Here is a 15,618-nt window from a genome sequence, read left to right on the forward strand (position 1 = left end):
CCATGCTGGGATGGCAGGACTCGCGTCCGCTTTCCGTGGCGATCACCAACGACCGCGCCAAACGGCTGGCGGATAAGCCAGGCATCAAGACGATCTCCGAAGCAGTACTGAATTTCCCCACAACGTACGCGCGCCTCGGCTCACCTCAAGGGCTGGACGAGTTGCGAGTAGGGGAGAAGTACACCTGCGCTGGGGAGATCATCAGCGTGGAGGAAAAGGACAACCACTCCGGGCGTGGGCCGCGGAAATACCTGGCCTTTACCTTTACCGACGGCAGCAGGCATTTCCGCTCTGCACTATTTGGGAACGTGGCCTACCACCGCAGCCGCATAAAAAATGGTTCGATGCTGCTCCTACACGGCAAGCTCTCCGAGTTCAATGGACAGTGGGAGCTGAAAAACCCCAGCTATGTCTCCATCCTCCCCGCAATGGATGCCGAATTCGGCATGTTTGGGCCGCTGAAGACCATCGTGGATGTCATGGGTTCCGAAACCGCTGCGCAGGAGCTCTTGGCCAAGCCGTGGATGCCGGGCTACAAGCGCCGCCCCGGTACGTCCACCGCAGAGATGCTGGGGGTGATGGATCACGTGCTGCGGGTGATGGACGAACCCGGCGAATTCCTGCCGCTGCCACGCCGTAACCCCGGCGCGCCTGCCTGGCCCGTCGACGGAAAGGGGCGCCCGCTGATTAGCTTCGCGGATGCGCTCCGGCAGATTCACCAACCCAGTGAGGCCGGCCCCGCACCGGCCCGGAGAAGGTTGAAATTCAACGAGGCGCTGGAACTGCAGCTGGTCATGGCTCTACGGCGCAATGACGCCACCAAGCGCACCGGCATGGCACTCGCGCCGGGCGAGAACGTGGAGAGGCTGATTGCAGGGCTGCCATTTGACCTCAGTGCGGGACAGAAAATGGCGCTGGAGGATATCGGCTCCCGCCTCGACGGAACCACCCCGGCAAACCTGCTACTGCACGGAGAGGTCGGTTCCGGCAAGACAATGGTGGCGCTGATCAGCATGCTGTGGGCGGTGGATTCCGGCTATCAGTGCGCCTTCGTTGCCCCGACGGAAATTCTGGCCGTGCAGCATGCCCGCAACCTGGTGAAGATGCTGGAGAACACCGATGTGCGAGTATCCGTGTTGGTTGGCTCCCAGAAGCAGGCCGATAAACAACGCACTTTGCTGGACCTGGTTTCGGGGCAAACGGACATTGTGGTCGGTACCCATGCGGTGATTCAGGACTCCGTGGAGTTTTATCGGCTTGGCATGGTCGTGGTGGATGAGCAGCACCGCTTCGGCGTGCAGCAGCGCAACAAACTGCGGGAATCAGCGCCGGTGGATGCGACTCCACACATGATGGTGATGACCGCGACTCCGATTCCGCGGTCGGTGGGTATGACGATGTTCGGCGACCTGACTCCCATTACCTTGGTGGGCAAACCCGGTGGTCGGGGTGATATTGAAACCGTGGTGGTGCCCGCTGACAAAGCGCGCTGGGTGCGTCGCTCCTGGGAGCGCATGGGGGAGGAAATCCAAGCCGGAGGGCAGGCCTATGTAGTGGCACCCCGAATCGATGGTCCCACTGGCGTGGAACAGTGGTGCGAGCGCATCGCTACGCAAGAGCTGCCTGGCTGCAGCGTGGCAATGCTGCACGGCAAAATGGACGCAGCCGACAAGGACGAGGTCATGCAGGACTTCGCTGCCGGGAAGATCGACGTTCTGGTTGCTACCACCGTCATTGAAGTCGGCGTGGACGTGCCCAATGCCTCCATGATGATGATTCTGGAGGCCGAGAATTTCGGCTTCTCCCAACTCCACCAGCTACGCGGACGAATCGGCCGTGGACGGCGGGATTCGCTGTGCTTGCTGCACACCACCGCCGCACCGGATAGTCCTTCCTTCCATCGCCTCCAGGTGGTGGCCGACAGTAATGATGGATTCCGCCTTGCCGAAGAGGACCTCAAGATGCGCACCGAGGGGGATATCCTCGGCCAGGATCAGTCGGGACGCTCGGCGCGGAGGGCGCGTCTGCTAGACCTCAGCACCGACGGCGAGGTGATTGAGTCGGCCCGCGACTACGCCGAAGCGCTGGTGGCTTACGACGAACAATTAGCGCGCTCCTTGGTGGTGGACATCGAGATCGACGATCAGGACTTCATCGAAAGGAACTAGTCACCCCAGTTGCTAGACTCTGGGGCATGGAAATCTGTGCCCCATTTGCGGGAGTCGTGCACTTCCTCGTCGCCGACGGTGATGCCGTCGCCACGGGTGATGTTTTGTGCACGGTGGAATCGCTAAAGCTGGAAGCGCCCGTCCTCGCGCCGGGGCCTGGCGTGGTGCGCAGAAGCAACTCGCAGGACTATGTGGACGTGCACGGCGGGGACGTCCTGTTAAGGGTTGAAGCGCCAGAAGACACAGCAGTAAACAAATAGGCAGGTTGAACGCAAAGCAATGACACGCATCATCTCTGGAACGGCTCGCGGACGCAGCATCAAGGTTCCTCCGGCGGGCACGCGCCCCACCTCCGACCGCGCCCGCGAAGGCCTGTTTTCCTCCCTGCAGGTTCGCTTCGGCTTTGTTGATGAAGTAGTGCTGGATCTTTTCGCCGGTTCCGGTGCCCTCGGTTTGGAGGCTGCCAGCCGTGGAGCCAAGGAGGTCACGCTGGTGGATAGTAGCGCCGCGGCGATCAAGGTGATCAAGGACAATGCCCACGTCGTGCCTGAGGCGAAGCTGCAGGTAGTGGAGGCGAAGGCGTCATCCTTCCTAGCCGCAGCACCGCGCAATCACTACACCATGGTGCTGGCCGACCCGCCCTACGAGCTCGCCGATGAGGCCGTCGCCGAGATGGTGGAAGCTCTCATTCCGGTTCTTACGAAGGACGCCGTGGTGGTGGTCGAACGCAATAGTGCCTCACCGGAGACCGCGTGGCCGGAGGGCTTTGAGCCGACTGGGCAGAAGTTGAAGAAGCGTACCTATGGCATCGCCCGCTTCGACATGGCGATTTGGCGGGGCGAGGGTTAGGTTAGGTGCCATGCGAGTAGTTTGCCCTGGATCTTTCGACCCCATCACGCTGGGTCACCTGGATATCTTCACCCGTGCTGCGGCCAACTGGGAAGAGGTCGTTGTTCTGGTGACATATAACCCGAACAAGAATGGCCTGTTCACCGCTGAAGAGCGTATCGAGTTGATCGAGAAATCGATCGCCGCTATCCCGAACGGCCCGCAGAACATCACTGTGGATACCTGGGACAAACTGCTGGTGGATTACCTAAAGGAAAACAATATTAAGGCGATGGTCAAGGGGCTGCGCAGCTCCCTGGATTACGAGTACGAGCTGCCGATGGCGCAGATGAACCAGCGCCTTTCTGGGGCGGAGACGTACTTCCTGCTGACCTCCCCGGAGTATGGGTATGTTTCGTCCACCTTGTGCAAGGAAGTGGCGAAGTACGGCGGTGATGTTTCCGGTCTGCTGCCCGAGCCGGTGGTTTCTGCGGTGGAGGAGAAGTTCCGCGGCTAACGCACGCAAAGCCGTGTCTAAACCTGTACTTGAGGTCAAGTGATGGCACAGTGGAGGCCATGTACAAGACATTCCAGGGTATGGATGACCTACAGCAAATGGTGGAGCAGGCCTATGGCGTGCCCATGACCTCTAACTGCATGGTTCCGCGCCGCGAGGTGCTGGACATTCTCGACGAAATGCGCAACGCAATCCCCATCGAAATGGATGATGCGCAGGACGTCCTAGACCACCGCGATGACATCATCGCCGACGCCCGCGACCAAGCCGATGCGACTATCGCCGACGCCAACTCCGAAGCTAATGCCATCGTCCAGGACTCCCAGGATCAGGCTGATCAGATTCTCAACGACGCCCAGACGCGCGCTACCAACACCGTCGCGCAGGCTGAGGATCAGGCAGATCGCCTTGTCAGCGATGCCCGTCGCGAGTATGACCAGGTAACCAGCCGTGCCGCCGACGAGGCCGAGCGCCTGGTCAGCGAAGGTAACGCCAGCTACCAACGCTCCGTCGACGAAGGTCTGGCCGAGCAGCGTCGCTTGGTTTCCGAGTCGGAGGTCGTGCGCAACGCACAGGCCGAAGCTAAGCGCATCATTGAATCCGCCCACGCGGACTCCGACCGCCTGCGCACCGAATGCGACCGCTACGTCGATTCCACCCTGGCAGACTTCGAGGAGACCCTCACCACCACACTGCGCACCGTCAATCGTGACCGCTCCGCCTTGCGCAAGGGCGCCGGCGCCTCCGGTTATCAGAACGACGGCGACCCCCACGGTTACCGTCAACAGCTTTAGACAGGTAGAAATAGGGGTATGAGTAACCCCTTCGTTCTTGCAGTCGGCGACATCCCAACTGGACTCAGCGAGCCGGTCGACGCCCAGGGGGCGTCACCAGTACCGTGGGGCGGCAACATGCTGGGCGTAGCCGAGGGCGCGCCCGTCGAAGTTCATGGAACCCTGGCGAACTTGGGCGAGGCGATTATGGCCACCTTGCAGGTAAGCGGTGAAGCTACGGGCACGTGCTCCCGTTGCCTGCAGAAGCTTTCCACCACCCTGGAATATTCCATCAGCGATGTGTTCGGCCTGACCCCGGACTTCATCACCACTGACGACAGCTCCGATGATGAGGACGACGTCGACGAGCCGCTGCTAGTGCACGACAATGCCATCGATATCTCTCAGCTGGTGATCGACGAAGCTGGCTTAAATGCACCCTTTAGCCCTGTGTGCACGGACTTTGGCACCGAATGCCGCGAGGATACCCCGGCACCGGATGGCATCAGCGAGGAAGCTGAGGAAGAGGACCGTCCGGACCCGCGCTGGGCCGGGCTGGAAAAATTCAAGAACCTCTAAAACATCGGGTAAAGCATCGAGAAAGGCAATCTAAAACCACATGGCTCGTAAACGCCGACTAACCGGCGAAGCCGCCCTCAACGCCGCCTATGGCAAGTCCGACCACACCCCGCTGCTTGCAGCCTGGGGTGTAGATCTTCCGGATGACCTTTTGTGCCTGGCGCTGACGCACCGTTCCTTCGCCAATGAAAACGGTAACCTGCCCAACAATGAGCGCCTGGAATTCTTGGGCGATGCCGTGCTGGGCCTGGCCGTTGCGGAGCAGCTGTACCGCCAGTTCCCCGATCGCTCGGAATCCGACATCTCCAAGATGCGCTCCGGAGTGGTCAACATGTACGCCTTGGCCGGTGTAGCCCGCCGCCTGGGAATGGGTGAGTACATCCTGCTCGGACGCGGCGAAATGCTGACCGGAGGAAAGGACAAGCACTCCATTTTGGCGGACTCCGTAGAGTCCATGCTCGGCGCGATTTATCTGCACCACGGTTTTGAGACTGCTCGGGCCACAGTGCTGCGCCTGTTCTCCGAAATGATTACCGAGGCTCCCACCACTGGCCTAAACATGGACTGGAAGACCGTGCTGCTGGAGAAGCTCTCTGAACTGAAGCTGCCGCTGCCCACCTACGAGGTACGCGGCGAGGGGCCGGAGCACGATAAGACGTTCTACGCCACCGTCACCATTGGAGACCTGGTCACCCACGGCGAGGGGCACACCAAGAAGGTTGCCGAGCACGCTGCCGCCAAGCAGGCCGTACAGAAGCTCAACGAGCGTGCCTGAGCTACCCGAGGTAGAGGTCGTCCGCCGCGGCCTCGAAACGCACCTGGTCGGCCGTCGCTTCACCGACGTTGAGGTCTGTCACCCGCGCGCCGTTCGCTCCGGCGATCCATCGGAGCTTGTTTCTTTTCTTCGTGACGCCACCTGTACCGCCGTTCAACGCCGCGGAAAATTTTTGTGGATAGATTTTGGCCAAGATCTCCTCGTACAAGTGCACCTGGGTATGAGCGGCCAGATGCTTGTGGCCGAACCCGGCCAGGTGCAGTCTCCACATGTGCGCATTCGGGCCGGACTTTCTGACGGCCGCGAGCTATGTTTCGTGGACCAGCGAACCTTCGGCGAGTGGCGGCTGGAAAAGGCCGTGCCAGACTCGTGGGCAGAGGAGACCGAGGGGGCGTCAAAAAAATTTTTACCCCGCAATGTTCAGCACATTGCCGCAGATCCTTTGGAACCTGCGTTCGATGCCACGCTGGCAGTGGAACGGATGAAGGCCAAACGCGCGGCTATTAAGACGGTGTTGCTTAACCAAGAGGTCATCTCGGGAGTCGGCAATATCTACGCGGACGAGGCGCTCTTTCTGGCTGGAGTGCGGCCCCGACGCAGTGCCGCGCTGCTTAGCCGACCGACACTGCACCGCGTTCTCAATGCAGCAGCAGAAGTGATGGAACGTGCCCTTCAACAGGGTGGAACCAGCTTCGACTCGTTGTATGTGAACGTCAACGGTGCGTCCGGCTACTTCTCGCGCTCGCTGAACGTGTACGGGCGCGGAGGCGAAGCCTGCAAGAGGTGCGGGGAGCCGATCAAGCGGGTTGTTGTCGGTGGGCGTTCCACACACTATTGTGCGGCATGTCAGACCTAGGGGACTGACATAACTTAGAACTTCCTGAACTGCGGTGATGGGTGAAAAAATAGGCGCGTGCATTTATTTTTGGCACTCGTTTCAGGTAAATTTCTCGCCATGGAAACAATTGAAAATTTCGTGGCGAATACGCTCAACGAAAATGTGTGGAAGATCATCCCCGTCTTCCTCCTCGCAGCCGGCGCGTACTTCGGCATCCGCACTCTGGTAGTGCAAATCCGCATGGTTCCGGACATGTTCCGCTCAGTCAAGGAACCGGCGGTGGGAAAGAGTGGAGAGAACATCTCTGCCTTCCAGGCATTCAGTATCTCTGCAGCATCTCGCGTGGGTACAGGCAATGTGGTTGGTGTGGCTATCGCGATCACCCTCGGCGGGCCGGGTGCCGTGTTCTGGATGTGGATAGTCGCCCTGGTCGGCGGTGCTACCGCTTTCGTTGAGGCTACCTTGGCTCAGTTGTGGAAGTCCCGCGACAAGAACGGCTACGTCGGTGGCCCGGCGTACTACATGACGAAGGGGCTGGGAGCGAAGCCGCTGGCTCTGATCTTCGGCATCGCTATCACCATCACCTACGGCTTTGTGTACAACGCGGTGCAGACCAACTCCATCGCAGAAGCTGCGGGCTCTTCGCTGCACTCTCTCAACCCGAATATCGCCGCTGACGCTACCTGGCTCAAGGTGACCGTTGGCCTGGTGGTTGCAGCACTGACCGCCATGGTGATCTTCGGTGGTGTGAAGCGTATCGCCAACGCCACCCAGGTGATCGTTCCGCTGATGGCTACCGGCTACATTCTGCTGGGAGTGGTGGTGCTGTCCATGAATATTACTGAGGTTCCGGGCATGTTCGGAACGATCGTCGAGCACGCCCTGGGCATCAAGGAGATCGCCGGTGCCACCTTGGGCGCAGCGTTCATGAACGGCATGCGCCGTGGTCTGTTCTCCAACGAGGCCGGCCAGGGCTCCGCCCCGAACGCAGCAGCTACCGCTGCTGTGTCTCACCCTGTAAAGCAGGGCCTGGTGCAGACTCTGGGCGTATATTTTGACACCCTGATTGTTTGTACCATCACCGCCTTCATCATTCTGCTTTCTGACCCGGCCTACGGCGAAGGCGTGCAGACGGCCAACCTGACTCAGAGTGCACTGTCCGCCGAGGTAGGCGAGTGGGGTACTCACTTCATCACGATCATTCTGTTCTTCCTGGCGTTTTCCTCTGTGCTGGGCAACTACTACCTTGCCCAAGCCAACGTGGAGTACTTCACCAAGTCCAAGGCGAAGCTGAATACCTTCCGTGTACTTGTTGTCCTCTGTGTCTTCGGCGGTGCCATCGGCACGGTGCCGCTGGTGTGGTCCTTGGCTGACACTTTTGCGGCCACGATGGTCCTGATTAACCTCTGCGCAATCGTTCCGCTGGGTGGTGTGGCCATCAAGCTGCTGCGCGACTTCTCCCAGCAGAAGGCCGCGGGCCTGGATCCGATCTTCCACCGCGACAGCCTGCCGGAGCTTAAGAACGTCGAGTGCTGGGATGGCACGGACCCGGAGTGCCAGCGCCGCGAGGCTCATAACGGAGCAATAACCAACTAGTTGCGGATGAAATCGCCTGCACTTACCAGGAAACTCGCTACGTTCACGCTTGTCGGCGTGGTCGGGGCGTGCTTCGACTTCGGGACGAGGACACTGCTGCTCAATCTCGGAGTCATTGGCTTCGTCGCGCGCGCTTGCAGTTACATTGTGGGAAGCACGGTTGCCTACTACCTCAACAGCTTTTTCACGTTCCAGGGGGATCGTTCAGGAGCTGAGAAGGCTCGTGCCGCGGTGGTTTACACCATTTGCTTCATAACAGCAGTTGTCGTAGATGCTCTAATGCGACATTGGGGAGCAGATCTACCACACGCACTGTTCTGGTCGTGGTTCGTTTCCCAGGCCGTCGCTACGGTTCTCAACTTCGTGTTGCAAAACACTTGGGTGTTTAGGGCGCAGGAAGCTGCTTAGCGCCGGATCGCTTTGATAGCATCAAGCAATGCACTTAAAGTCGTTGACGCTCAAAGGATTCAAGTCCTTCGCGTCCGCGACGACCCTGAAACTAGAGCCAGGCATTTGCGCCGTGGTGGGGCCAAATGGCTCCGGAAAATCCAATGTCGTGGATGCCTTGGCATGGGTCATGGGGGAGCAGGGGGCGAAGACCCTGCGCGGCGGGAAAATGGAAGACGTCATCTTCGCCGGAACGGGGGACCGCAAGCCACTGGGGCGCGCGGAAGTCACACTGACCATCGACAACTCTGATGGCAAACTACCCATCGAGTACTCCGAGGTTTCCATCACCCGTCGCATGTTCCGCGACGGGGCCTCGGAGTACGAGATCAACGGAGCTAAAGCCCGTTTGATGGACATCCAGGAGCTACTCAGCGATTCCGGCATCGGCCGCGAAATGCACGTGATCGTCGGACAAGGCCGACTATCGCAGATCCTGGAATCCCGCCCCGAAGAACGCCGTGCCTTCATCGAGGAGGCCGCGGGTGTGCTGAAGCATCGGCGTCGAAAAGAAAAGGCGCAGCGCAAGCTCGTTAACATGCAGGCCAACCTCGACCGCCTGCACGACCTGACCGATGAGCTGCGCAAACAGCTCGGGCCACTCGCGCGGCAGGCAGAAGCTGCGCAGAAGGCGTCTGCGGTACAGGCCACCATCCGCAGTACACGCGTGCAGCTGGCCGCGCACAACGTCAAGCAGCTATCAGAGGAACTCAACGATTCCACGCGCCGCAGTGAGCTACTGGCCGAACAGCGCGCCGAAGTACAGGCGGAGCTGGAGGAACACAGCGAAACACTCGCCGTGACGGAAGAGGAACTGCGCACTGCCCTGGAGGAAGCCGAGGCGGCGAAGAACCTCTGGTACCGGCTATCCGCGGTGCAGGAAAAGAACTCCGCCACTCTGCGTATTGCCAGCGACCGTGCAGAACAGGCTCAGGTTGCTGAATGGTCCGGTCCGGACCCGCAGGAGCTGCTGGAACGTGCCGAGCGCGCCGCCGAAGAACAGGCGGAGCTTGAAGAGAACGTCGAGATCGCGGCCGAAAAGCTGGAAACCATCGCCGAACAGGTCGCCGAAGCCGAGGAAGCAGCTCGCGCTGCCGAGCAAGAACACTTTGCACAAGTCCGCGCCATCGCCGATCGACGCGAGGGCGTGGTTCGCCTGCTGGCTCAGCACGAGGCCGCCGCTACTCAGCGCGACAACGCCGCCGCGGAGGTCGAGCGACTGCAGGATAGCGCCGCCGAGCAACAGGAAACTCTCGACGGGTTGCTAGAAGACATCACGGAAGCCGAGGAAGCTCTGCGCGAAACCGAGGCCTCCGGGGGCGACCTGGAGGAAACCCGCGCCCAGGCCGACCGCGAGGCCGCCGGAGCAGAAGAGCGTGCCGAACAACTCCGCGCCGAGCAGCTCCAACTAGAGCGCGATATCGCAACCGCCGAAGCCACCATCGCCGCCTGGCAAGACCGACTGACCCCCACCGATGGCGCTGCGGTTGTCGTCCGCGCTGCCGACAAGCAGGGCATCGCTACTCGCCGCCTAGCCGAGCACCTGCATATTCGCGACGGATGGGGCGCCGCCGCAGCCGCCGTGTTGGGCGATGCGGCGAGCTCGGGAATTGTCGCCCCTCTTTCCGACGCCCTCATCTCCGCCCTCACCGATGCCCGTGAAGGTCGCGCGGTGTTGCTGGATCCTACGACTCCAGAAGGTGCAGAGGGGACGGGGGCAACCTTCCGCCTGGAAACCGAGGTGTCTGCGGGGACATGGCTACTCGACCTGATGGACGTTCCCCAAGATCTGCTGCGGCCTCTGACCGCCCTGCTGGTGGATGTTGTGGCAGTGGACAGCGCCAGTGATGCACGCAAGGTTGTAGCTGCCGATCCACGCCTACGGGCAGTGACGAAGGACGGTTCCGTCTACGGCGCCGGCTGGGTCGCCAGCGGCTCCGGCGGCACGACCCCTGTCGAGTTGGCGGATAGAATCGCGGCGGAAACAGAGGGCGTCACCAAGAAAAAGAAGGAACTAGACGACCTGCAGGCAGCGCTGTCTGGCGCACTCGATGCGGCAAGTGATTTACGTACTGCCGCGGCTGCGGCGCGTGCGGCAGAACAAGAACACCGGGCCTTGCGCGATGCGGCGGCCAAGCGCCTCAGTGCGCTGCAAAAACAGGGCGAGGCCGCACAACGCCAGCTTGAGCGCAGTACCGCCGAGCAACAGTCCGCCGAGCAACGCCTGGCACAGGCCACCGAACAGCTCGACGAGCTGGCCGATCGCGTGGCGCGAGTCGACGACGAGGAACACACCACCGAACCCTCGTCGGCTGAGCGCGATGCCGCAGCATTGCATCTATCACAGGTCAAGGCAATGGAAATGGAGGCGCGCTTAGCGCAGCGCACGGCGGAGGAGCGCGCCCAATCCACTCGCGGCAAGGCTGAGAACCTACGCCGCCAAGCCCGGGCGGAAGAGGCCGCGCGCAAGCACCACCAACAGCAACAAGCACGCCGTGCCGCCGCGCGCGAAATGGCCACCTGCGTGCGTGAGCAGGCGCAGCGAATCGCCGACCGAATCAGCGATGCGCTGGCCACCGCCGAGACCAACCGCTCGCACACCGAGCAAGCGCACAAGCAGTGGCAGACCACGATGGCACAGCAGCGCGACAAGGTCTCTGCCCTGACCGCGCAGCTGGGGCGAATGAACGACAGCGCGCACACCGCCGAGCTGGCGCGCACTCAGGCGCAGGTGAAGATCGAGCAAGCCGTGGCGGGTGCAATGGAGCAGCTGGGGCTTACCGCCGAGCAGCTACTGGCCGAAGAACTGCCAGAAGATTTCGACGCGACCGCCACCAAGGCCGAGCTAAAGAAGGCGGAGAAGGCGCTGAACTCGCTGGGCAAGGTGAATCCCCTGGCGCTAGAGGAGTTCAAGGCATTGGAGGAACGCTACAACTTCCTCGCCCAGCAGCTAGATGACGTCGAGCGTGCCCGCAACGATCTGCACGAGGTGATCGCAGATGTCGATGCGACCATTCTGCAACTGTTCACCGAAGCATGGAACGACGTTGAGGTGGCCTTCCCGCAGGTATTCAGCACCCTGTTCCCGGGCGGCGCAGGCCGGTTGGTGCTGACCGACCCGGATGACATGCTGACTACCGGCATCGAGGTCGAAGCCCGTCCGCCGGGTAAGAAGGTCAAGCGACTATCGCTTCTCTCTGGCGGTGAGAAGTCTCTGACGGCACTGGCGATGTTGGTGGCCATCTTCAAGGCGCGTCCGAGCCCGTTCTATGTGATGGATGAGGTCGAGGCCGCCCTGGATGACGTGAACTTGCGCCGTTTGATCGCGCTGTTCGAGGAGCTGCGGAAGGATTCGCAGCTGATTGTCATTACCCACCAAAAGCCCACCATGGATGTGGCGAATGTTCTCTATGGCGTGACCATGCGCGGCGACGGTGTGACCAGGGTGATTTCGCAGAGGATGGCTCCCGAGAAGACCGGCTGAGCCCTCGCGTAGGATGGTCGCGTGAGTTCCAGTGAGAAGATTCCAGCCAGTCCGATCTCCGACCTACAAGATTCCCTCTTGCCATGGGCCTCGTCTACCGAGGCGGCTCTCGCCGGGAAGCTGGCGGAGGTGGAACTCTTCGTAGAACTGGATATCGACGGTGACGAGCTGGAGCGACTGAGTCGCTTCTTTGGCACGTTTATCGCCCGCCAGGTCGCTGCTGGTTCCACCGAAGAGGCTTTGCTGCAGGCATGTCCCGCGCTGACGATTGCCACGTTGCTGTCCCGCGCCGCGCGGTTCAATGAGGTCTCGGAGCTGCCCGCGGAGTACTGGTACGGCCTTGGTTTGGAGCCGACGCCCACACGTACCCAACTGATCGAGGGACGCTTCGCAGAGCTGCTTTCCGCCGCCGGGCTGGATCCGATGGATGCCGTATCCGGAGGGCCAGATGGCGAACTCGGACGTTTGTTCGCTCACGTTGGCATTGCCTCGGACTGGGTGCCCGAGTTGATCGAGCTGGTGGAAAATCGACGGGCGGAAGACACCGATGCAACCCCTTCCAGCATCGCCGAGGGGATCGTCGCCGAGTTGGCTGACGAACCCCGCCAAGTTGGTCCACTGTGCGCCACGCTGCCTCAGACCGCAGAGAAACTGATCGCTCCGATCGTGGAGGTCGTCTCCCATGCCGCTGTCCACCCCGATACTTGGGAATACACCCTCCCGCCAGTGGAGCTACCGGCACTCATCCAGGAGGATGTGATTGAGGAGCTGCGGGAAAGGCCGGTAGGCACGCAGGATCGGCGTCATAGCGTGGGAGTGGCGCACCGCGAAGATCAGCCGCGCCTACAGCTAGACACACTCCGACAGCGCGTTGTGCTGCGACTTCCCGCACAGTCCCTGGAAACCGGGGGACAGGTACACACTGAGGTGCGTTGGCGAGTCGACTTCGATGGTGCGCCCGCGGCGTTCCGCACGATGCACGCCGACAACGCCGGGAGGGCGGTTTCCGAGATCCTGGATATTCCCGTCCGCCAGCCGCTGCGCAAGGTGAGCGTTCGCAACGCCAACGACGGTCAGCACTGGCAGCTGCCGCTGGTCGATACCGAAGATCCAGTACTGGTATTCACCATTCGCGGCGCGGACCTGACAGGGCGCGTGTCCCTGCACCACCAACAGGTCTATGTAGTCGTGCCCGCCGAGACCACGGCGGTGGATCCGGTGACCGGGGCGGACATCCCGGTGATGGAAGAACAACCCATGAAGAGTTGGAGCGGCTGGGTTATTCGCCTGCTGGACCTCAGCGAATGCCTGAGTCTGCACATCGCCAAGCCCGGTGAACATAGCCCCTCCATGGCTGGAGTGCGCGCGGTGGATCCGCGCCAGCGCGCCCAGTTCGTGGAGCCCGATGACGTGGTCGGTGGCGTGGAGACCACTAGCGGTAAGGTCATCCACTCCGAAAGCCTGCAAGTAGAGTTCCCACCGACAATCTCCGGTGCGGAGGAGATCTGGTACCTGTCGGTATCGTCTTATGCGGGACCAGGCGAAACCGGCGAGGCGGTATCTGAGGAAGAACCGCTGGAAGTGCCAGCGGAAGGCGGCGTATTCGACGTCTTTGACCCCGAGGCGTGGGATAGCCCTTGGGTGGGCGAGTACCTGGTGCGTCTGCGTGGCCCCCGCAACGAATCCTTCCGTCACGAATACGCCCTGGTGGAGGGGCTTTCCCTGGAGATGGAGTTTGGCGGCCCCAGCACCCAAACCCGCCTGCCCATGGCTGGAGGCTTAAGCCCCGTGACAGTGCGCTTGATGCCAGGGGAAAAGCCCTTCGAGAAAATTTCGCCGCAGAAACTCGGCCCCGCGGATCGCTTTAGCACGACCGTCGTGGAGACCGAGGCTGGCGATGCGTTGCCTGTCATCGTGAAGCCTTCCCGACTGCGCTACCAACTGACGATGCGGGGCGAAGCACCGATGTGGCGCACCGATCCCATTGAAATCTCCGCCCGTGCGATTGACACCCAAACCCGGTTCCGCGTGCGCCCCGGGTTGCGCCCAGGCATGGGTTCGAAGGCGGAAAACCTGGCTCTCATGGGGGACGCACGCGTAGTGATCCGCAACCACCACGGCGCGCCGGTGCGCACCCTGAAACTACAAACCATCGACGAGGTGACCTGGTTCGTAGACCTCGCCAGTGCAGAAGCCTCCCTAGCCACGATGGCCTCTGGATCCATCGAACTGGAGTTTGTCGAAGACCGTCGCGTGAGTGTGCGTTTGGCGCGCATCGTGCCTGCCTTCGACTACACCGCCGACGTCGATGGCTCCACGCTGCGTATTCTGAGTGATTCCGAGGACGTGCCTGTGCAATTCGGCGCCCCAGGTGCTGGAGCTTGGGTGTGGCCAAACACCGCCCCCTGGCAAGCGGCATCCTTCGTGGAACTGACTGCCGCCCCCAAGGGGAGCGCGGCCATCGCATACGGCGAGCTTCCCGCAGATCTAGTGGGCGCAGGTCCTTTGAGCGTGCAGCTATTCGGCCGGGATCGCTTTAACTACCTTCGCGCACCCGTCGCCGCCGGCCCGCACAGTGCAGTTGCCGAGGCCGAGGGCTACTACGGTGCTGGCGCCGAAGGCAGTGGACTAGATGGCGAAACTGATCCGTGGGTGCAGCTCTCTGCCTTCCTGGCGGGGGAGTCCGACCAGCTTCCCTGCGACGCAGCCACCTTGTCCACGCTGTGGGACGTGCAGGCCGGCTGGCTGCGCGGACGCTTCGACGTGCTGGATAAGCTGCGTACGGCGCTGACGAACAATCCCCGCGAGTCCGTCCACGCCATGTCCCAATCTCTCGTGTCCGCGGCGGATCGTCCCGCCCAGTTCATCCTGTCCGGGCTGGTTCACTCCACCTTGGTGGGAGCCGACGTCGAACGCTCGAACACCCCGTGGATCGCAGCCCTTGAGGTTTTGGGCGACCTATCGCTGGTGGATACCGAGGGGGCGTCAGAAGAGAAAGAACAAGACAAGCGCCTAAAAGAAGAGCTTAAGAAGATCGCCGGGCAACCTGTAGTGCAAACGGTGGATACCGGCCGCGATGTGTCCCTGGATACAGCCTGCATCGACAACACGACCGTGCAGATCGCGCACATGGACCCCGCGCAGCAAAAGGCCGTGCTGGATATGTTCTTCGGTAAGGCCGGTGTGGTGCCTGGAGCTTTGAGCGAAGAGAATAGTCGCCTGATCGCTGTGTTTGAGACTTTCAATAAGCGGCAGGAGCTCTCCGAGCTGCTGGGTGATCCGGAGCTCATGAAGACCGCCGTAACCCTTCTGCGTAAGGTCAAGGCAGCCAACCGTCAGCTGTACTTGTCTGCACGCGTGCGCTTCGACAAGCTCGACGGAGTAGATACCGACAACCCGGAAAACCGTTGGGCATTGGCTCCCGTGATTTCCATGGTGTTCGCTCTGGCTACGCGCATGTACGCACACAAGAAGATGTCCAGCCTCGGCAAGCTGCTCAGTGCCTACCCCGGATGGGCTGCCATGGCGCGCTTGGTTCCGGACCTGGTAACCGGAGATATTGTGATGGCAGATGCGATGGTGCGCGGCGTGTTTGGCCCAACCGTATAGGTGG

At 61.4% G+C, this 15,618-nt stretch carries 12 protein-coding genes; all 12 read left to right on the plus strand.

Annotated elements, in window-relative coordinates; genetic code table 11:
* Nucleotides 1–2 precede the first annotated feature (2 nt).
* The 12 genes from ACUY2T_RS03415 (at nt 3) to ACUY2T_RS03470 (ending at nt 15,614) form a co-directional block, all read left to right on the plus strand.
* A complete protein-coding gene (locus ACUY2T_RS03415) occupies nt 3–2,168 on the plus strand; it encodes an ATP-dependent DNA helicase RecG (RefSeq protein WP_448307575.1) in 2,166 nt (721 codons plus the stop codon).
* A gap of 26 nt (nt 2,169–2,194) precedes the next feature.
* Nucleotides 2,195–2,428, plus strand: a complete 234-nt coding sequence (locus tag ACUY2T_RS03420) for an acetyl-CoA carboxylase biotin carboxyl carrier protein subunit (RefSeq protein WP_448307576.1) — start codon at nt 2,195–2,197, stop codon at nt 2,426–2,428.
* A gap of 19 nt (nt 2,429–2,447) precedes the next feature.
* Entirely contained in the window at nt 2,448–3,017 is a 570-nt protein-coding gene (locus ACUY2T_RS03425) for an RsmD family RNA methyltransferase (RefSeq protein ID WP_293789969.1), read from the plus strand.
* 10 nt (nt 3,018–3,027) lie between these two features.
* Nucleotides 3,028–3,513, plus strand: a complete 486-nt coding sequence (gene coaD / locus ACUY2T_RS03430; RefSeq protein WP_448307577.1) for a pantetheine-phosphate adenylyltransferase — start codon at nt 3,028–3,030, stop codon at nt 3,511–3,513.
* Nucleotides 3,514–3,572: 59 nt separating this feature from the next.
* Nucleotides 3,573–4,307 carry a DivIVA domain-containing protein gene (locus ACUY2T_RS03435; protein ID WP_293789973.1) on the plus strand — a complete coding sequence of 245 codons (735 nt, stop codon included), beginning with the start codon at nt 3,573–3,575 and terminating at the stop codon, nt 4,305–4,307.
* A gap of 18 nt (nt 4,308–4,325) precedes the next feature.
* A complete protein-coding gene (locus ACUY2T_RS03440; RefSeq protein WP_293789975.1) occupies nt 4,326–4,865 on the plus strand; it encodes a YceD family protein in 540 nt (179 codons plus the stop codon).
* A 40-nt stretch (nt 4,866–4,905) separates the two neighbouring features.
* Nucleotides 4,906–5,640 carry a ribonuclease III gene (rnc, locus tag ACUY2T_RS03445; protein WP_408925565.1) on the plus strand — a complete coding sequence of 245 codons (735 nt, stop codon included), beginning with the start codon at nt 4,906–4,908 and terminating at the stop codon, nt 5,638–5,640.
* A complete protein-coding gene (mutM, locus tag ACUY2T_RS03450; RefSeq protein WP_408925566.1) occupies nt 5,633–6,496 on the plus strand; it encodes a bifunctional DNA-formamidopyrimidine glycosylase/DNA-(apurinic or apyrimidinic site) lyase in 864 nt (287 codons plus the stop codon). The genes rnc and mutM overlap by 8 nt, the downstream gene beginning before the upstream one ends.
* A 99-nt stretch (nt 6,497–6,595) precedes the next feature.
* Nucleotides 6,596–8,074: an alanine/glycine:cation symporter family protein gene (locus tag ACUY2T_RS03455; RefSeq protein WP_448307578.1), complete on the plus strand. Its 1,479-nt coding sequence runs from the start codon at nt 6,596–6,598 to the stop codon at nt 8,072–8,074.
* A 6-nt stretch (nt 8,075–8,080) separates the two neighbouring features.
* Nucleotides 8,081–8,482 carry a GtrA family protein gene (locus ACUY2T_RS03460; protein ID WP_448307579.1) on the plus strand — a complete coding sequence of 134 codons (402 nt, stop codon included), beginning with the start codon at nt 8,081–8,083 and terminating at the stop codon, nt 8,480–8,482.
* Between the two features lie 28 nt (nt 8,483–8,510).
* Entirely contained in the window at nt 8,511–12,005 is a 3,495-nt protein-coding gene (smc, locus tag ACUY2T_RS03465; RefSeq protein ID WP_448307580.1) for a chromosome segregation protein SMC, read from the plus strand.
* Between the two features lie 21 nt (nt 12,006–12,026).
* Nucleotides 12,027–15,614 carry a hypothetical protein gene (locus ACUY2T_RS03470; RefSeq protein ID WP_448307581.1) on the plus strand — a complete coding sequence of 1,196 codons (3,588 nt, stop codon included), beginning with the start codon at nt 12,027–12,029 and terminating at the stop codon, nt 15,612–15,614.
* Nucleotides 15,615–15,618 lie beyond the last annotated feature (4 nt).

The organism is Corynebacterium sp. 22-2729 (genome assembly GCF_053479475.1).